The sequence below is a fragment of the Halorhodospira halophila SL1 genome, from assembly GCF_000015585.1.
Taxonomy (GTDB): domain Bacteria; phylum Pseudomonadota; class Gammaproteobacteria; order Nitrococcales; family Halorhodospiraceae; genus Halorhodospira; species Halorhodospira halophila.
In genome coordinates, this window is record NC_008789.1 from 2,612,402 (window position 1) to 2,630,286 (window position 17,885).

Annotated in this window: 15 protein-coding genes; 7 read left to right on the forward strand and 8 right to left on the reverse strand. The window is 66.5% G+C overall.

Translation table 11 applies throughout. From position 1 onward, the window contains the following. Nucleotides 1-41 precede the first annotated feature (41 nt). Genes HHAL_RS12805 through HHAL_RS12030 form a run of 3 tightly spaced genes read right to left on the reverse strand, consistent with a single transcriptional unit; the run spans nt 42 to nt 6,444 of the window. The gene (locus HHAL_RS12805) at nt 42-3,377 is read right to left on the reverse strand and encodes a multiheme c-type cytochrome (RefSeq protein WP_011815164.1); all 3,336 of its coding nucleotides are present in this window, start codon (nt 3,375-3,377) and stop codon (nt 42-44) included. Nucleotides 3,378-3,419: 42 nt separating this feature from the next. Further along, a complete protein-coding gene (locus tag HHAL_RS12025) occupies nt 3,420-5,465 on the reverse strand; it encodes an MtrB/PioB family decaheme-associated outer membrane protein (protein WP_011815165.1) in 2,046 nt (681 codons plus the stop codon). 31 nt (nt 5,466-5,496) lie between these two features. Further along, on the reverse strand, nt 5,497-6,444 hold the full coding sequence (locus HHAL_RS12030; protein ID WP_011815166.1) for a DmsE family decaheme c-type cytochrome: 948 nt from the start codon (nt 6,442-6,444) through the stop codon (nt 5,497-5,499). A 285-nt stretch (nt 6,445-6,729) separates the two neighbouring features. Here HHAL_RS12030 and HHAL_RS12035 point away from each other — a divergent pair, with 285 nt between their 5' ends. The 4 genes from HHAL_RS12035 (at nt 6,730) to HHAL_RS12050 (ending at nt 11,168) form a co-directional block, all read left to right on the forward strand. Then, nucleotides 6,730-8,094: a sigma-54-dependent transcriptional regulator gene (locus tag HHAL_RS12035; protein ID WP_011815167.1), complete on the forward strand. Its 1,365-nt coding sequence runs from the start codon at nt 6,730-6,732 to the stop codon at nt 8,092-8,094. Then, nucleotides 8,091-9,569, forward strand: a complete 1,479-nt coding sequence (locus tag HHAL_RS12040; RefSeq protein WP_144446145.1) for a two-component system sensor histidine kinase NtrB — start codon at nt 8,091-8,093, stop codon at nt 9,567-9,569. The genes HHAL_RS12035 and HHAL_RS12040 overlap by 4 nt, the downstream gene beginning before the upstream one ends. A 196-nt stretch (nt 9,570-9,765) precedes the next feature. Beyond that, a complete protein-coding gene (locus HHAL_RS12045; protein WP_011815169.1) occupies nt 9,766-10,422 on the forward strand; it encodes an NYN domain-containing protein in 657 nt (218 codons plus the stop codon). A gap of 158 nt (nt 10,423-10,580) precedes the next feature. Then, nucleotides 10,581-11,168 (forward strand): hypothetical protein, encoded by a 588-nt coding sequence (locus HHAL_RS12050; protein WP_011815170.1) that lies wholly within the window; start codon nt 10,581-10,583, stop codon nt 11,166-11,168. A gap of 9 nt (nt 11,169-11,177) precedes the next feature. Here the strand turns inward: HHAL_RS12050 and HHAL_RS12055 are convergent, their stop codons facing one another. The 4 genes from HHAL_RS12055 to gspK form a co-directional block, all read right to left on the reverse strand. Continuing rightward, nucleotides 11,178-11,915, reverse strand: coding sequence for a type II secretion system protein N (locus tag HHAL_RS12055; RefSeq protein WP_041595199.1), 738 nt, complete (start codon nt 11,913-11,915; stop codon nt 11,178-11,180). Nucleotides 11,916-12,007: 92 nt separating this feature from the next. After that, nucleotides 12,008-12,532, reverse strand: a complete 525-nt coding sequence (locus HHAL_RS12060; RefSeq protein ID WP_011815172.1) for a type II secretion system protein M — start codon at nt 12,530-12,532, stop codon at nt 12,008-12,010. Then, on the reverse strand, nt 12,529-13,761 hold the full coding sequence (gene gspL, locus HHAL_RS12065; RefSeq protein WP_011815173.1) for a type II secretion system protein GspL: 1,233 nt from the start codon (nt 13,759-13,761) through the stop codon (nt 12,529-12,531). Before gspL ends, HHAL_RS12060 begins: the two co-directional genes overlap by 4 nt. A gap of 31 nt (nt 13,762-13,792) precedes the next feature. After that, on the reverse strand, nt 13,793-14,653 hold the full coding sequence (gene gspK / locus HHAL_RS12070) for a type II secretion system minor pseudopilin GspK (protein ID WP_011815174.1): 861 nt from the start codon (nt 14,651-14,653) through the stop codon (nt 13,793-13,795). 316 nt (nt 14,654-14,969) lie between these two features. Between gspK and HHAL_RS12075 the strand changes: the two genes are divergently transcribed. After that, nucleotides 14,970-15,215 (forward strand): hypothetical protein, encoded by a 246-nt coding sequence (locus HHAL_RS12075; RefSeq protein ID WP_011815175.1) that lies wholly within the window; start codon nt 14,970-14,972, stop codon nt 15,213-15,215. A 241-nt stretch (nt 15,216-15,456) separates the two neighbouring features. On the opposite strand, the gene yihA is transcribed toward HHAL_RS12075, so the two are convergent. Then, nucleotides 15,457-16,077: a ribosome biogenesis GTP-binding protein YihA/YsxC gene (yihA, locus tag HHAL_RS12080; protein ID WP_011815176.1), complete on the reverse strand. Its 621-nt coding sequence runs from the start codon at nt 16,075-16,077 to the stop codon at nt 15,457-15,459. 180 nt (nt 16,078-16,257) lie between these two features. On the opposite strand from yihA, the gene HHAL_RS12085 reads away from it, so the two are divergent. After that, nucleotides 16,258-16,902 (forward strand): c-type cytochrome, encoded by a 645-nt coding sequence (locus HHAL_RS12085; protein WP_011815177.1) that lies wholly within the window; start codon nt 16,258-16,260, stop codon nt 16,900-16,902. 128 nt (nt 16,903-17,030) lie between these two features. After that, on the forward strand, nt 17,031-17,864 hold the full coding sequence (locus tag HHAL_RS12090; protein ID WP_011815178.1) for an endonuclease/exonuclease/phosphatase family protein: 834 nt from the start codon (nt 17,031-17,033) through the stop codon (nt 17,862-17,864). Nucleotides 17,865-17,885 lie beyond the last annotated feature (21 nt).

Genomic DNA, 17,885 nt, shown 5'->3' on the forward strand with positions numbered 1-17,885 from the left:
GGGGGCGGTCACTCAAAAGGTATGCCTCGACGTTCACACCACTACTCTTGAGGCACCTCCAGCGGGTACTCACTGTAATTCCTCAAATTGAGATCGGTGGCTTCGTGGCCTTGAGGCGCCAGCCGCGGGGCGATCCCGCCTCGCTCCCAGATATGCCACCCGAGCACATCTCCGTCGTCCGAAGCCCCTCCCGGTCGCTCGATCCCGCCATCGTGACAGGAGGTACAGGCAGCCGAGACCGGGCTCATCTTACGGTGCGCACCGATATCGTGGATCTCCGCGTCGCTGATGAAGTAATGGATTCCATACCAGTCCCCCGTCAGGGCCGTGGAGCCGATCACGCCATCTCCCATGGCTTCGAGCGAAACCGCTGCAGGGAAGTGGCAAGACCAGCAGCTGTCCTCCCCGGCCGGGAAACTCGTCTTGTTACGGAACTCGTCTCGGACCTGCAGCGGCTCCTGGCGAAAGCCACCGCCAGCCCGGCCCGAGGTATGGACTGCGTGGATGAGACGTTTGAAATCCGTCGCCTCTTCAAACTTCCCGTCGTGCTCACCAGGCATCTTCAGTTCATCGTAGAGAGCCTTCTGGTCCGCGCCGAACGGCGACCCCTCGAATTGCGAGCGGTCCGGCCATGCGGTATCGGTCATATTCGGGGTGTGGCAAGTCACACAGACCTGCGGGTTGTTGGTGCGATTATCCCCATGGACCGAGAGCTGCATATGGCAGCTACGGCAGCCGAGAACCCCTTGGTTTTGCTGATCGAGGGGCACGTTCTCGTCGTTCACCTCAAACTGCACGAGTTGAGCACGACCGTCCGTCGCAGCGCGTGCCGGGGTCGACCCGGGCTGGATCTCCCACTCCTGCAGCGGGCTGCCGTCGAAGGCAAAGTCCTCGGCCTGACTCGTCAGCCTCAACTCACGGGTATCAAGAATGCCGCCGTTACCGTCTTCAATGTCCCGGGTTATGGTTCCCTCGGCTACGGCAGTTGCAACGGCCCCAGAATCCGTGAAGTCGAAATCAGCGGCGCTGTAACCGGTGATTTCCTCCCAGCCGAGCTCGACCCTGAACTCACCGCCGCCGAGTTCTTCAACTACGCCAACCCCGGTACCAGCAGGCTCACCGCCTTCATCCGTAGCGATACTGACACTGGCGGTCGGGGCGCCAGGCTGGCGATGATCACTAGTGGAGTGAGTGTAGTCTTTGAACCCTTCGTCCATCCAGGCGAAGAAGACGCTCAGATCCAAATCCTGGTCCCAAAGATTTCCGTTGGCAGCGTCCTCGACGTAGACGACCGCCTCGAAGCCATCTTCCGTTACCTCCGGAGGACCTCCGTTAAGACCCTCGATCACCACCTCAAAGCGGTCCGCAACCATAGCGTGACGGAGGCCCTGCAGGTGGGAGCTGAGGAGATGCGGGTCATCATCTACATCGTCACCGTCAAGCGGATCATACGCTCTCAACGGTGCAAGGCTTCCAGCGGGCCCGACGCCCACATGGGTCTCCAGGTCCTCATTTATCCAGTCGCTAAGGGGCTTCGACGCACCCGCAGCGTGGCACCCGGACGAGCAGGTCTCATGCGGGGCATAAGTCGTATCTTCTTCACCGTGGCGGTGGCTCTCCAGCCAGTCTGTGCCGACATCCAAGTAGTCTGCGCCCCACAGGGCCTCTACGGGCTCACTACTATCGTTTACGTGCCAGTACTGATCATCGTGGCACGAACGACACGCCTGCACGTTGAAGACATCGTGCCAGTTGTCTCCCTGAGCGGTTACTTCGGCGGTATCGAGCCGGTCGGCGACGTACCCCTCCTCAAGCCCGAAGTCTTCCTCGGCTAAGTGGTCCAGTAAAGCCGCACTATCCTCGCCCTGATGGCACTTCACACAGTTGGTGATGCCCTTGTCGAAATCCGTTCTCTCCGCAACGCCCTCGCGTGCGTCGGTATTCCAGATCCCATCCTGGCCGGGCGACGGACCCTGCGGGAACCGAACCGTACTCCAGTCGCTAGCCGCCGGGGCGGCGGCCAGCAGGTCCACCTCTGCATCTCCGTCCACGCCATAGGCGGGGAGATCAGAGCCACGGTGGATGCGGTGGACGAATTGCTTGAAGTCCCCGCTGCGCCCGGACGCTGCATAAATGTGGCCCGGGTTGTGGCAAGTGACACACTGCTCAACCTCGGAGCGGTTGCCGCCGTGCTGGGAAAAACCGTTGTGGCAGCTATTGCAGCTCTCCGTGGTAACGACATTGCGCACCGCCGGGACGTCATCCCGGTCCGTGGTCTGATGCATCATATCGACCGGATCGTAGGCGCCCGGATCGATAATCGCCGCGTTCTCGACCTTCCCCTCGATCCACGCATAGTTCGCCACCGGCTCTGGGACGAAGTCGTAGGTCTCGTTATAGGCCGTGACCCCGCTCACCTCCAGCCCGAGTCGGTGGGTATGACGGGCATCGAACTCCACGACGAACTGATCATCCTCTGTGACAAATACGCCCTGGGGCAGCGCCGTGCCATCGGGCCACCAACAGATCACTTCCTGTGTATGGATGCCGTCTTCGGTGTTGGTCTCGTCGGTGCAGTTGATGTGCTGACCCAGGCCTCCATGATCCGAGATCTCCGTAAAGGCACCGCGCTCAATAGTGAGGGTCTCGTCTACGCCAGACGCAGTAATACTGACCTGTTCGTTCTCGCGCCATTCCCAGTTCGTGAGCTCCTGGTCCTCGAGATCGACTCGGAGCGTCTCGCCGTCCACCATCTCGACCCCCGCGGTGACCGGCTCCGGCGCCGGGTAAAGCACGGCCGTATCGGCGTCACCGGCCCGGAAAGGCACGGAGTCCGCCCTGTGCGGGATGTTGAAGTAGTTCTGCCAGTCGTGGCCGATTTCGTTTTCATCGATTTCACCGGCCGGATCGTCGTCTTCTGAAGCGCGCAACCGCGGGGAAAGCCGCGCGAACGTCACGGTGAAGTCCCCGGCTTGTCTGTCCGACAGATCCTGGGACAGGCTGATGGTCAACTCCGGCCCATCGTTGTCTTCGAATTCGACACGCTCGATCAGATTCTCATCCTCACCGCCGGGTATCTGATCGCGGGTTGACCCCTGAGCCAAATCGTGGACCTCGTTGATCGGCTGTGGATCCTCACCGGGCTCGTGGCAGTCGGCGCACTCCTCACTTCGCGGATCCAGATCCTCGATGTCCGCCCATTCACCCTCATGGAAACTCGTGGCCGCGGCGGTTCCACCATCACCGCCTTCCTCCACGATCTCCGTGGTCTCGTCGCGGTCACAGGCGGAGAGGGCCAGGACCGCTGCGATGGCGCAGCTGGTGACCAGGCCCCGACGCCCATACCGTGATCGTTGTGTTGCGATGGTCTCGGTCATCGTTCCCCCTCCTGGCGGAGTCGTTCTTATCCGGTCCAACACTCAGAACTTGAAGCCCACCGATCCGACGACCAGGTGAGCGGTGTAGTCGTAGGCCTCCCGCCCCATGAGCACGAATTCGCCGTCGTCGTCGGGGTCGGGGTCGGGGCCAAAGCCTTTCATCCAGTCCTGCTCTTCAAAGCGCTGACCGACGTAGGCGAGGCGCACCCATCCGGAGTCGGTGATCTGGTGCTCGCCGTAGAGCTGGAGCTGGGTGAGACGGGTCTCGAGGGTCGGGTAGCGCTGGTCGCCGTCGGGGTCGGCGACGAGGATGTCGCTGTCCGAGGTGGCGTAGAGCAGCTCGGTACCGAGCGTCCAGCGCTGATCGTTGTCGAGGCTCGTCTCGCCGCCGACCCCGAGGGTGAGGATCTCCTCCTCCTGGGTCAGGCTGCGGTCGTCACCGCCCTGGGCGCGATCCCGCTCCTCGTAGGTGAGGAAGGCGTAACCGCTGGTGGTCTCTACCGGGAAGTAGTCGGCGGAGAGGGTGACGGCGCTGCGGTCATCGCCCTCAAGGCCGGCATCCGAGTGCACATAGTCATCCTCGAGGTAAGTGAACTCGGCACCTAGAGCAAGCTCGGGGATAAGGTGGTAGGTAGCGCTCGCACCGATATCCAGCCGCGTCAAATCGGCCATGTGGTAAAGATCGAGCTCCGGAATATTATCGGCCAGAGCCGAGCCACCCCCGGCATAGCTCGCCCCCCACCGGTCCATATACGCACCGCGCACGGTTATGCTCAGATTGTCGGTGGGCTGACTGCGCAGACGGCCGCGGTAGGTGTCTTCGATGGTTTCGTCGTCGGCGTAGGTACGATCTTTCTCCTCGTACTGGTAACCGACCATCAGATTACTGCGCATCGGCAGCCGGAAGTCCGCATCGAACCCCGCCCTGTGGCGGGTCCAGTCGTGAACGCGCGTGGAGCGGTTCATGGTCGGCAGGTCGTCCCACTGAGCCGACTGGTTGTCCCGGTCCTCGTACTCGTACTCCGCCTTCACCCGTACGCGGGGGTGGAAGCGATGTGTACCCTGGAGACCTAGACGGGTCGTATCGATCCGGCCATCGAGGTTGTTGCCGAGGACATCCAGGACGTCCTCGTAGGCCGAATCGTCGATGAAGGACTCATCCTGCTCCGCGCGCCCGTAGACCAGGCTGCCGCTGACCGACGTGCCCGGTTGCAGGGCGTACGCCATGGAGCCACTGAACTGATGGTAGCGGTTCTCCGGGGGCCGGGACAGGCGGTGCCGATCACCCTCCTCTAGATTGGTCCAGTCATCCGCTCGGGGGTCGTCGACGTCGAAAGAGTCTCCGCTGAGCTGCGTGAACTCGGAGAGGTGATAGCCAACCCGCGCCTGGAGGGCATCACCGGCGTACTCCGCACCGAGGTCGAGCTGGTCGGTGCGCTGATCCACCGGGGCGGGCATCTGGAACCCCCGCGGCGCCGCATCGCTCCATATGCCATAGCCGCGGTACTGGTGCCCCTCCTTCTCCTCGCGGCTGAAACCAACATCGAGTTTCCAGTTGTCGCCGAGGACGCGATGGGCCCCCACCGCTGTGCGTTCACGCTGGGTGCCCACTTCCCAGTCACGGCTGTCGGTCTCGACGTCGCCGGTCACTTGAGGCAACCGCAGATCACCCCCCTCATCCCGCAACGGGCTGACCACATCGTGATCGTAAGATCGCGGCAGCTCGTCGTACTGCAGATGCAGCCCGTAGGACCCCTGTACCCCGTAGCGGCCACGCAGGCGCCGCGAATCCAGCCCCAGATCGCGCCCCTCAAGGCGGCCATACCGTCCTTCCTGTTCGTCCTCGCCGCGATAGCGCAGATCAAGCTCCAGGGCCGGGTAGAGCCCGTCCTCGACGGGCCCCGTGTAGCGGCGGAAGTGGCTGTTGTCCTGATCTAGATAGCCGAAGCCGAGCCAGATCTCCGACTCCGTCGGACCCACAAAGGTCGCGGAGGACTCGGGCGTGCCGGCATCGGCGCCGGCCACGATGAATAATGCCGTCGCCGATAGCGCCAGTGAGCTTCCCAATTTGGTGGTGGTTCGAGTCATGGTTCTCGCGCCCTCGCCGTGATTGCAGAGCTCAGCGCTTGAAGAAGGCGCCGCCCGGGTGATTGGAGCCGTGAACCTCGGAGTGGCAGTTGGTACAGCCCTGCCCCCGTGTCATGAACTGCCCCTGCGACAGGCCTTCGTGATCCGGCCCAAGCAAATCACCGGGATGACCTGTGGTGACGTGACAGGACTGGCAAAGCTGGGCCGTGCGCGCCTCCAGCATGTTCGGGTGGATCGAGCCGTGCGGGTTGTGGCAATGGGTGCAGTCTTCGGCCACCGGCTGGTGCTCCCAGAGGAACGGTCCCCGATACTCCGCGTGGCAGTTATGGCAGGTCTCATTCACCCCCCCGCCGCGGAGCATCGCGTGGCCAGTGGTGCCGTGGGGGTTGTGGCAGTCCGTGCACTCCACCTGGCCTTCCCGGACCGGATGGTGGTGCGGCCGGTTGAAGTCCACCCGACGCTCCTGGTGGCAACTGCTGCACAGCGTCAGCTGATCCTCCTCGCGGAGCAGGGTGTCGTTGTTGCTGTGCATGTTGTGGCAGTCGACGCAGGCCATGTCCTGGAACTCGTGAGCGCCACCATCCCAGTGCATGCGGTCCCCGCCGCTGTGGCAGTCCAGGCACGTCTCGTTGGCCTGGCTGGTGCTCACGTCTTCGCCGATCTCGAAGAAGTGCTCCCAGCCGTCGCCGTGACACTGGTAGCAGTAGTTGCCATCCTCTCGCGTCTGGCCCGCTGGTGTGCGTGGATCGGACCCCACGGCGTGGGGCGTCTCCTCCATGCGGCCGATGTGGGCGCGCAGATCCTCGGCACGGCGCTCGGCCACAACCGGTGAGAGACCACGCACCTCCTCGACGAGCTCCTCGAGCTGTTCGGGATCAAGGTCCTCACCCCCAGCCACCGGGGCGATCACCAGCAATGCGAAACAGGCCGCAGCGCACCCAAACGGCATCAGACGCCGGATCAGTCTTTGCGCGAACAAGGCGCGCTCCTCCCTATCGATGGAGTTTTGATTGTTATCAACGCCGGGAGGCAAAAGGCGGGCCAAAATGGGCCGACCGGCGTAACGGCCCCGTCATACGGGGGTTTCGATACGATTCCCGGGGACAAGACAGAGCCCTGTCGGGACCGCCGCGCGGTCAGGCGCTGCGCAGCGTGGTCTCAGGCTGCGCAGCCGGAGATCGGTTGGGACGGCCGGCCCCTTGTGCCACCACGGCTGGGTTGATTAATGTCAACCCATTAGGGAACCGGTCGCTGGGAGGGATTCATGCGCGGATGCGTCCTGGTCGTGGATGACCATCGCGAGGTGGTCTACGCCGTCCGGCGGCTGCTGCAGAGCCGCGGGCTGGAGGTGATCAGCGCCCCCTCCGCCGCCGAGGCGGAGCCGCTGGTGCCCCGGGCAGACGCGCTGATCCTGGATATCCAGCTGGAGCAGGACAACGGCCTGGCGCTGCTTCAACGCCTGCGCAGCGCCGGGGATGAGACACCGGCGGTGGTCCTGTCGGCGCACACCTTCCCCGACAACGTGGTCGAGGCGAGCAAGCGCGGCGCGATGCAGATCCTGGCCAAGCCCATCGAGGCCGAGGCCCTGGTCGGGGCCGTGGAAGAGGCGTTGAGCCAGACGCACTCCGACGCCTCGGCGTCCGCCCTGAGCGCCGAGGCCCACGATGTGCTCGGCACCTCGGCGGCGATGATGGAGGTCTTCAAGGCCCTGGGCGTGGCCGCGGCCAACGACCTCAACGTCCTACTCACCGGCGAAACCGGGGTCGGCAAAGAGGTTTCGGCGGAGCTCGTCCACCGCCACTCCCACCGGGCCGACGGCCCCTTCGTGGCCATCAACTGCACCGCCATGCCCGAGAGCCTCCTCGAGGCCGAACTGTTCGGCCACGCCAGCGGCGCCTTCACCGGCGCCAGCCGGGCCGCCGAGGGCAAGGTGGAGGCCGCCGCCGGCGGCACCCTGTTCCTGGACGAGATCGGCGACATGCCGCTGGCCTTTCAGGCCAAGCTGCTGCGCTTCCTGGAGGACAAGCGCTTCTACCGCCTGGGGGAGTCGGCGCCGCGTCACGCCGATGTGCGCGTGATCGCCGCCACCAACCGCCAGCTGCTCGGCGCGGACGCCAGTCAGTTCCGCAGCGATCTCTACTACCGCCTGGCGCAGATCCCGGTGCACATCCCGCCGCTGCGCGACCGGTTGGAAGACGTGCCGGCGCTGATCGAGGTCTTCATCCGGGCGGCCAACCAGGAGATGGGGCTGGATATCCACGGTATCACCCCCGAGGTCCGCCAACAGGCCCAGGGCCACAGCTGGCCGGGCAACGTCCGCGAGCTCAAGAACGCCGTCTACCGCGCCGCAGCGAAGCGCCAGCGGGGGCTGATCGATACCCTGGAGCTGGCCGGCGCGGCCGCCGAACCCGCCGGTGACAGCGACTTCGACACCGCCCTGGACCGCGCTCTGGACCGTGCCCTGGCCCAGGACCGGCTGCCGGAGCTGCTCAACGACCTGGAGCGCCGGGCCGTCCAGCGCGCCCTGACCCACTACAACGGCAACAAGAGCCGGGTGGCCGAGGCCTTGAACGTCTCCCGCAACACCCTGCGCGCCCGGCTGCAGGCCATGCAGGAGCCGACGGATTGAGGTGCTGGCTGCCACGCAACATGGCCGTCCGGCTCGGCGCCACCTTCCTGCTGGTGACCCTGATGGTCGCCCTGCCGCTGACGCTGTGGTTCGACCACTACGCGAGGGGCATGATCGAGGCCGGCGTCGAGCGCGCCGTCGAGGGGGCCGACGCGCGGGTCATCCTCGACGCCGCGGTGGTCTCGGAGGCTTTCGATCGCGTGCGCGGCCTGGCGCTGCTGGTGGTGGGGCTCAGCGCCCTGCTGGCCGCCGGCGTCGGGGCGCTGATCGCGGCGCGCTGGCGGACGCGGATGCGCAGTATCGTCGAGCAGGGCCACCGCCGTGCCCGGCGCGCCCAGGGCGACGGCAAGCAGCCCGCGCGCTGCCCCGGCACACCCCGGCCACGCCCCGGCGAGGACGAACTGGACGCCGTCGAGCGGCAACTGCTCAACACCGTCGACCAGCTGGGCCGCTCGCAGTGGCTGCTCGACAGCGTCGAGGACCTGGTGATGCTGGTCGACGCCGATGGCACCATCCGCCACGGTAACGCCGCCATCGGCACACACTGCGCGAGTTGTCCGGTTCCCGACTGCATGGGGGCCACGGTGCCGGATCTCCTCGGCGGCGGACTGTGGCTGCGCATCCGCACCGGGATCGAGCGCGCCGAGACCGGGACCTTCGAGCAGGAGGTGCGGCTGGACGGGCGGTCCTGGCCGGCCCTGGTCTCCTACCGCCGTCTCGGGGAGCTGACCCTGGTCAAGATCACCGACCTGAGCGAGTACCGCCGGCTGAACGAACATCTGGAGAAGCTCCAGGCCCTCTCCACCCTGGGCGAGATGTCCACCGAGCTGGCCCACGACATCAAGAACAGCATCGTGCCGGTGCGCCTGCTCTGCGAGGTGGCCCCGCTGGAGGCCGAAGACCGGCAGGCGATCTTCCGCTCGCTGGATCACATCCACGAGCTGGTCAATGACTTTATGGCCTTCGGCTGCGGGCGCAGCAGCGAACCGCGCAGCGGCGCTCTCACCGAGATCCTGCAGAGCTGGACCACGGTCCTGCGCAACGAGGCCCAGGCCAAGGGCGTCTCCCTGACGGCGGCGTTCGCCGACGCGCGGGTCGAACTGCCGGGGGGCTTTCGGATCGTCTACGCCAACCTGGTGCGCAACGCGGTCCAGGCCGTACCCGCCGGCGGCCAGGTGTGGGTGGACGCCCGAGTGGATCGCCGCGACACCCTGGTGCTGCAGGTGGCGGACAACGGCCCGGGCATCCCCGAGGCGCTACGCGAGCGGCTGTTCGAGCCCTTTGCCACCAGTCGCGCCGACGGCACTGGGCTGGGACTGCCACTGGTCCAGCGCTATGTGCAGGAGGCCGGCGGTGAGGTGGTCTGCGACTCCACCCCCGGCACCGGGACCAGTTTCACGGTCCACTGGCCGGGGGCCGGGGAAACCACAGGCCGTACACTCACCCACCACGCCGGGATCGCCTCTGCGGGCTGACGCCTTGGATCCTTCCGTATCAGGCGGCTAGGCGCTGGATGGGTCCAAACCGCTCGTGACGACACTGCCGTTGACACGCCACGCAGGTTTGGAGTATACTTTTTCCACGACTCACCCCGTGACCGCTTGGTTCGACCAAGTGCTCTCGGGGCGACAAGCCGCCTCCGGGCGGCTTTGTCATTTCTGGAGATGGGTTTTGCGAACCGTCGTCTACGTCGATGGGTACAACCTGTACTACGGACTGCTGAGAAAAACCGCGTTCAAGTGGTTGGATCTCGTCGTTCTGTTCCGCGATCACGCCCTGGATCCGCAAGTCGATCTGGTGGAAGTCCGATACTACACCGCCCCAGTGCTTGGGCGAATGTGCGACGACCCCAAATCACCCCAGCGCCAACGGCGCTACCTACAGGCGTTGCGCACGATGCACCCCGAACGACTTTCCATCATCGAGGGCAAAATCATCGCAACGACCCCCTTCAAGCGCCTAGCCCAACCTATCCCAGAGCGTCCGGATCTCGAGCGAGTTCAGGTCCTTGACTTCCATGAGAAAAAAACCGATGTCAACCTCGCCGCTGACTTAATCGCCGGGTCTTGGGTTGGTTCGTATGAGCAGGCGGTTGTGTGCAGCAACGACACAGATCTCGACGCGGCACTTGCGACCGTACGCCGCTATCAGCCCAGTATCCGCCTAGGCCTCGTCGCGCCCATCCCCGGCCATGATCACCGGCGCATCCCAGCCGACCTAGCCAAGCACACACATTGGTCCAAAACCCTTAGCCCCGTACACCTGAGCAACGCTCAACTACCTGAACGCATCCCACACTCAACTCTTCGAAAACCCGATACATGGTAAGTGGTTTGGCCCTGATAGGCTCGGGTCCATCCCGAGCCACCCGCCACTCTGGCACCACCCGATCGCCATGGACACCAGCCCATGAAGACGCCCGGAACCCGCCCTGCTGACGCCCTGATCCGGAACGCTGGATGGCGCGGTACTGCCGAGGTCCGCCGATGAGGCGCAGGTGGGCGACGACGGCCGGCTGTCTGCTGGTGGCCGGGGTGGCCGCGGGCGGCAACGCCGCCGCGGACGAGCGCGCCTACGGCGGGGTCCTCGAAGACGGCTGGCGGGTAGCCGTGGTCACCGGGACGCTGGCGGTATCCGACGGCACCGATACCGGAACGGCCCGCACCGTGGCCCTGGCCAACGGGGCCCATGTGATCAACGATCGTGGGCGGTATTGGGACTTCGAGGTCGGCCTGGCCTACACCCAGACCGCCGCCCACCCGAAGGGGGCCGGCGGGGAGACCGTCCGCGTCAACCAGACGGACGCCTACTACCAGGCGCGGCGGCTATTCGGCGAGTCGCCCTGGTTCCTCGGCTGGCACGTGGCGCTGACGCGCACGAGCATCCAGCCGGCCGACACCGGCTCCGATCGTGACCTGGGATTCACCGCCGGGGTCATCGCCGGCTACCGCGGGTCCGGCCGTTTCGGCTTCCAGGTCGACGCCCTGGTGACGGACCCCGATCCGGAGTTTGGCGACCTGACCCTTGGCTACGAGACACGCCAGTACCGCGCCTCGCTGCAGTTTCGCTTCTGACCCCCCGGGCTAAAGGGTCCCTTCGATACCCACGTGCACCCCGTCTTCCCGGCGGGGCCCGGCCATCTCGATGCTGCGGGTCAGGATGTCCGCGGCGCCGTCCCGCGTATCCACGACGGCATCCAGCTCATAGGAACCGGCCGGATCCAGCCGCCAGCCCCCGCCCAACTGAAGCGGGCCACCGGTATCGCCGAGCTCACCAACCAGCGCGCCGTCCTCGGCCCGCAGCTGAGTGGTCAGGCCGCCGAGCTCAACGTATTCGTCAACAGTGACGGCGGCGTCGTGCCAGGCGAGGCGGCCATCGACCTGCTGCAGGCGACCTCCACGGTCGACCCGTAAGGTGTCGATGGCAAAGGCGAACGTCCCGGCGAGCAGCACTTCCTCGCCGAACTGGGCGGCCAACCGGCTCCACGGCGCCGCCGGGAAGCGGCCGTGGACATCGCGCAGGCTCAGCCCGCCGGCGGCGAGGGTCGCCCGCCCCTCGGCGAACCCGTCCCCCATTGAGGCCTCGATCGTTGCCTCCAGCCGACCGGTGAGCAGCGCCGCCGGACGGACGCGCCAGCGGATCTGCTCCGCCTGCAGGTCTGTCGTCCCGACCTGGATGCCCTGGCCGTCCCAGACGGTACCGTCCAGAGTGCCCACTTGCACCTCGGGCGGCACGGACAGGTAGCGCTCGGCCAACGACCAGGCGTGGGCCGCCGGCCAGTGCGCCAGGAGGAAGGCGCAGTAGGCACCGAGGCCCAGCACCGTGAACCCCCAGAATCGTCGCCCCGGCCACCTGAGCCGGGGCGCACCCCGGCTTCGACGTCGCAACAACCGGACCCACGGGCGGGCGGCGGTCACGTGCCCACCTCCAGGGTCAGGCGCACGTTGACCAAGCCGTCCTCTTGCGTCCGCTCCACAGTCAAGGCATCTACCTCAACGCCGGCGGCGCGCTGCAGGCCGTCGAGCCAGTTCATGAGCTCATCGAAGGGGACCCGGTCCATCCACACCCGGAGGGTGCCATCCCCGTCCGGCTGCACCCGGCTGAGCTGATCATCGATCCCGGCCTCCCGGGCGGCCCGATCCACCAGGCTGAGCAGGGATCGCTCGTCGGTGACCGGCTCTGCCGAACCGTTATCCCCATCATGGGCGTGGATCTCTTCCGCGGCCGAGCGCATCCAGGCCAGATCCTGGCGCTGCTCGGCGACCTGAGCTTGGAGCTGGTCCCGACGCTCGGTCAACGGCTCCCAAACCGCCACGTACGGCACCACCACCAGCACCAGCAAGCCGCCGCTACCCAGCAGCCAGCGTTCCCGAGGGTTACGCGCCGACCAGAAGCGTTCAGCCTCGGCGCGGAGCTGCTGCAGCGCCTCGCGGATCACGCCGACTCCTCTTCGCGAATGACCAGGCGACCGTCCACGCGACCCTCCCGCGCCGACGCCGAGCGGATCTCGACGGCCAGGCCGGCGTCGCCCTCCAGCGCTCTCCGCAGGCCCTCCAGGGTCTCGATGTCCACGGTATCCAGTTCCACCTCCAGGCTGCCGTCACGCAGCCGCAGGGTCCGCACCCGGAGTCCGTCGCCGGCCAGGGCGGGTGCCGCCTTGCCCAGCAGGCGGGCGAGGTGCCCGCCCCCCTCACCGCCGCGATCGCCGCGTATCGTGCGCAGGTGGTGCTCCATCTGCACCCGCGGATTGACCACCCGACCTTCCGGGAAGGTCTCCCGGTAGACCTGCTCGATCTCCGCCGTGAGCTGTTCAGCCTCGCGTTCCAGCCGCTGGACCTCCAGCCACTGCAGCGCCCCCTGACCGAGCAGCCAGACAGCGAGGAGCGCAGCCGCTGGGCGTAAGGGCCGCCATAACCAACCCCAGCGCTCGCGGCGGGCGTACGGCCCCTGGCGCAGGTCAACGGCGGTGCGCGGGTGGTACCAGGCGGCCAGACGAGGCAGGAGATCGGCATCCACCGCCCGCGACTCCAGCTCCGGCGCCGGCTCCGCCGCTGCCGCCGCCGACTCCAGGCGCGTCTGCAGCGCCGCCGGTGCCTGCAGCGTGAGGCGCTGCGGCGGTCGCTCGGCAACGGCCAGCGCGGCCTCGAGGGTCACCGGCGCCGAGGCCGGCTCCAGGGCAAAGCCGTCCGCCCCGAGGGCGAGCACCACCTGGTTGCGGTCCGCCTCGACGCGCCAGTGCCCGGAGTCGGCCGGGAGCAGCCCGTTTTCCGGGACCAGGGCGTCGACCTCCAGCCCCAGGGATGCGAACTCATCGAGCCACGCCTGCATGGCAGCGTGCTCGACGACGGCGGCGTGCACGCCGCCGTCCGCATCGATCCGCCGGATGGCGAAGTGCAGCGCCTCCAGATCGCTGGTCAGCTGCTCCTCCAGCGCGTACGGCAAGGCCTGGAGCACGCGCGGACGGCGCCGAGTGGGCAGCCAGACCCGGGTCACCAGGACCTGCGCCCCGGGGACGACGCCGACACAGCGCCGGCCAGCGCGGTGGGGTGCGACCACCTCCGGCCGCAGAAGACCTTGATCCAGGATCGCGCCCCCCTCGGCAACGACGGCAAAGCGATACCGGCCATCGTCGCACCGCGGGAGCTGGATCAGCAGATACTCGGGCATGGGGTCACCGTACCATCGCCACTCGGCCCCGCTAACAGGGGCGGAGACGGCGCACCACCACTTCGCCGCTCGGGGCGTGCACCACACTGCACTGGTGGTGGAGGCGGCCGTCCACCTCCAGCCTCAGGGCCACCTGGACGTAATCGCCCAGGCCCTCATCCCCCGGGTCCATATCCTCGGGATCCGGCAGGTTGTAAGCCTCGCGCAACCGTTCCGGCGCAGCCAGGGCGTTGAACCGGGTGCCCACCTCCGGTAACGCAGCCACATACGGCTCCAGGATGCGGTATGAGTCGGCATCCACGCCGCGGATCTGCAGCAGTTCACTGGGCACCGCCAAGGGCCGATTGGAAGGGCGGTAGGGGGGGGCCTGCCGGCTGTACCAGTCGTCTTCCACCTCGGGATCAGCCCAGTCGCGCAGGGCACGGATGACCTCATCCGGGTCCAGCCGGAAGTCGCCGTGGTCGCGGTTAAGGGCCTCGACCAGTTCGATGAAGCCGACCTCGGTCTCCTCATCCTCCTCGTCGATGAGGTTATTGAGGTTGATCCGGCAATGGAGATCTTCCAGGCGCACCTCCACGACGGCTCCCCCCACCTCTGTAGTAAAAGGCGGTGTACGACAGTCTTCGTCGAGCATCTGCGCCGCCTGATCGGTGTCGATCTGCGCCTCCTGGACCGCCTCGGCGGCCAGCGCCTCGACGCTCATGGCGTGGAGCTGCGCCTGGCTGGCCGCGTGGCTGGTCTGCGCCCGGCGCAGGTCGATCTGGTGACTGGCGGTCAGCGAGACAGCCGCCACCGAGGCCAGTGCCACCACCAGTAGGGCCGTGATCAGCGCAACACCGCGCTGAGTCCAAGGTGGAGTCTGAGGGCCAGGAATATCGCCATACGCTCTCATGGTCACTCAAGCTTACACCGAGCGTCATGAAGCCGTCTCGATCCGGTCGCAGGGCGGCGTCGCCGTGCAGCGACAATCTCGAGCACTGCAGATCAGCAACTTAGCGCGCGCTCCCTGCCGTAGTGTTGCCTGACGGCGACAAAACGGGGCGCCCCGGCCTGCCTCCGCTCCGGGCCGCCGATCCTATCTTCTTGTTTTCCCGGTTTTTTACAGATGTTGGCACGCACCCTGCTTAGAGAAGGGCGAGTGGTCGAAGTCGATCACGGCGACGACGCACACGACAGAGCAACGAAGCAACCGAAAGCGGAGGTAACGTATGCATCACAAGCACTGGATCGCCGGTCTCCTGGCCCTGATGGTCGGCATGGGCTCCACCGCCGCCATGGCGTTCGACACCGAGGGCGAGGCAGACGACCAGTGGGAAGAGCCGGCTGATGACGGCTTTGAGGATGACGGCTTCGAAGACGACGGCTTCGAGTTCGAGGAGCAGGACGACGAGATCGACCCCTGGGACGAGGATGCCGACGATACTGATGCCGGCGACGAGGAGCTGGACTTCTAATACTGGCTGCTTGTAACCCCTATCGGGCTCTCTATCGGGAGGCCCAATCCAGGACGGATTGGGCCTCCTTTTTTTGCGCCGCCAGAACGGTGCCGATACCCAAAAAAAGCCCCGGAATCCGGGGGGAGGGATCCGGGGCCAACAGCCAACCCGACCTTGGGGGGAGCCGGGTTGTGTGCGCCACGCTAGAGAGGAGGTTGTGGACCGCACATCAGCGACGCTCACTAGGTGCGACCATCGGTCACGCCTGAGAGTTCCCCACCGCGAACCACTCATCGAGGACGCCGGTCAGCTCGTCGATCCCCTCGCCCTTCAGCGCCGAGAACAGCTGCACGCTCGGCAGCGTCACCCCGTCCTCGGCGGTGGCCCGCTGCACCGCCTGCAACCGGTTGTGGGCGGCGCCCCGCTTGAGCTTGTCCGCCTTGGTCAGCACCCCATGGAGCACCAGCCCGGCGTCGGCGCACCAGCGCAGCATCTGCAGATCCAGGTCAGTGGGGGCGTGCCGGACATCCATGATCACCACCACGCCGTAGAGCGACTGCCGGTTCCGCAGGTAGTCGGGCAGGGCGCGCTCCCAGCGCCGTTTGACCGCCTGGGGCACCTTAGCGTAGCCGTACCCGGGCAGATCGATGAGCCGGCGCGTCTCGTCCAGGTCGAAGCAGTTGATCGCCTGGGTGCGCCCCGGCGTGCCGCTGGTCCGCGCCAGCTTGCGCTGGCCGGTGAGGGCGTTGAGTACGCTGGACTTGCCCACGTTGGAGCGCCCGGCGAAGGCCACCTCGACCCCCTCATCCGGGCCCAGGTCGGCGGGTGTGGGGGCGCTTAGCCGGAACTGCGCCCGGCGGTAGATACGGTCTGCTGTCATGCCTGCCTCTCTTGCCAGGATTCGGTCGGATCATGGTTTCATAGGCGGAACGCATCGTCGCCGGTTCAGGCGCCGCCGGACAAATTGACGCTTGCGGATGCTGCTGATATAAGTGGCAGCGTTCTGCGTCCGAGTTACGCACAAGGAAAGCCCACTCCATTAGCGGAGCGAACACAAGTCATGCACAAGCGCACCCTGACCGGCTACACGGTCGCTGCCCTCGCGCTCGGCGCGACCACCGCCCAGGCCGAGATCGACCTGGATGCGGGCGAGCAGCTCAACAACGAGGTCTGCGTGGCCTGCCACGGCGCCACCGGTGTCAGCGATGTGCCCGAGTGGCCGAGCCACGCCGGGCAGCATAAGGACTACATCGTCTACCACATGGAACTGTTCCGGGACGAGAACCGCTGGGACCCGGAGTTCCTGATGACGCCCAACGCCACGGAGCTCTCGGATGAGGACATCCGCAACGTGGCCGCCTGGCTCGAGAAGCAGGATCCGCCGCCGTCCCAGGACGTGGACGAAGAGCTGGCCGAGCAGGGCCGCGAGATCTACCACAGCGGTATCGCCGATCAGAACGTCGCCTCCTGCGCCTCGTGCCACGGGCCCAACGGCGAGGGCATCAAGGGCGGCCAGTTCGCTGCGGTGGCCGGTCAGCAAGAGATCTACCTCAACGACTCCCTGACGGCGTTCAAGAACGAGGACCGCGAGAGCGATCGCAACCGCATGATGCGCGACACCGCGGGCCGTATGACCGAGGAGGACATCGAGGCCGTCTCCGCCTACATGGCGAGCATGACGCTGCTCGACGACGAGGACGAGTGATCGCGGGGCATCGCTGTTCCGGCCCGGCCGCCGAGAAGCCCGGCTGTCCCCCGTACCCGCGGGGATAGTCGGGCTTTTTCCTGTGCAACAGGCAGAACCGACCTCACTCGCTCCAGACTTCGGCACCCATGACCAACATCTCCTACCGGCTGCGCGAGGGGGCCTACGCCACCCTCCACCCCACGCTCTCGCCCGAGGCGCCGGCCACCATTCGAGTGGTCAGCTACAACATCCAGAACGCCATCGCCACCTCGCGCTACCACCACTACTTCACGCGGGGCTGGAAGCACGTGCTCCCGGACCGCCAGCGACAGGGGAATCTGGAGCGCATCGGCGGCTGGATCGAGCCCTACGACCTGGTCGGGCTGCAGGAGGTGGACGCCGGGAGCTTCCGGACCGGGTTCATGAACCAGGTGGAGCACCTGGCCTACAAGGCGGACTTCCCCTACTGGTACATCCAGACCAACCGCAACATGGGCCGCCTGGCGCAGCAGAGCAACGGGCTGCTGGCCCGCTACCGGCCGGCAGAGATCCGCGAGCACCGGCTGCCCGGTCTGATCCCCGGGCGCGGGGCGCTGCAGATCCGTTTCGGGTCCGGTAGCGAGGCGCTCAACGTCATCCAGGTGCACATGGCCCTGGGACGACGCACCCGGATGCGGCAGATGGACTTCCTGGCCGAGCTGGTCAACGCCCACCGGCACATCATCGTGATGGGCGATCTCAACTGCCAGGCGGACAGCCCCGAGCTGCTCCGCCTCGGCCGGCGCACAGACCTCTCCGAGCCCATCCACGGCCTGCACACCTTCCCCAGCTGGCGCCCGAAGCACAATATCGATCACATCCTGATCAGCTCCACACTGCAGGTGCAGCGGGCCCGGGTCCTGGAACACGCGCTCTCCGACCATCTGCCGATCGCCATGGAGCTGGCCCTGCCCGAGGCGGTCCGCCTGCCTGCGGCATAACGCGCAGGGATTTGTTGCCGC

What these genes read in the sequence shown, in the direction of transcription:
- HHAL_RS12050 (WP_011815170.1), top strand. Translation starts at nt 10,581, where the DNA reads ATGAGGCGCAGGTGGGCGACGACGGCCGGCTGTCTGCTGGTGGCCGGG.
- HHAL_RS12805 (WP_011815164.1), bottom strand. Translation starts at nt 3,377, where the DNA reads ATGACCGAGACCATCGCAACACAACGATCACGGTATGGGCGTCGGGGC.
- yihA (WP_011815176.1), bottom strand. Translation starts at nt 16,077, where the DNA reads ATGACAGCAGACCGTATCTACCGCCGGGCGCAGTTCCGGCTAAGCGCC.
- gspK (WP_011815174.1), bottom strand. Translation starts at nt 14,653, where the DNA reads ATGAGAGCGTATGGCGATATTCCTGGCCCTCAGACTCCACCTTGGACT.
- gspL (WP_011815173.1), bottom strand. Translation starts at nt 13,761, where the DNA reads ATGCCCGAGTATCTGCTGATCCAGCTCCCGCGGTGCGACGATGGCCGG.
- HHAL_RS12035 (WP_011815167.1), top strand. Translation starts at nt 6,730, where the DNA reads ATGCGCGGATGCGTCCTGGTCGTGGATGACCATCGCGAGGTGGTCTAC.
- HHAL_RS12090 (WP_011815178.1), top strand. Translation starts at nt 17,031, where the DNA reads ATGACCAACATCTCCTACCGGCTGCGCGAGGGGGCCTACGCCACCCTC.
- HHAL_RS12075 (WP_011815175.1), top strand. Translation starts at nt 14,970, where the DNA reads ATGCATCACAAGCACTGGATCGCCGGTCTCCTGGCCCTGATGGTCGGC.
- HHAL_RS12085 (WP_011815177.1), top strand. Translation starts at nt 16,258, where the DNA reads ATGCACAAGCGCACCCTGACCGGCTACACGGTCGCTGCCCTCGCGCTC.
- HHAL_RS12025 (WP_011815165.1), bottom strand. Translation starts at nt 5,465, where the DNA reads ATGACTCGAACCACCACCAAATTGGGAAGCTCACTGGCGCTATCGGCG.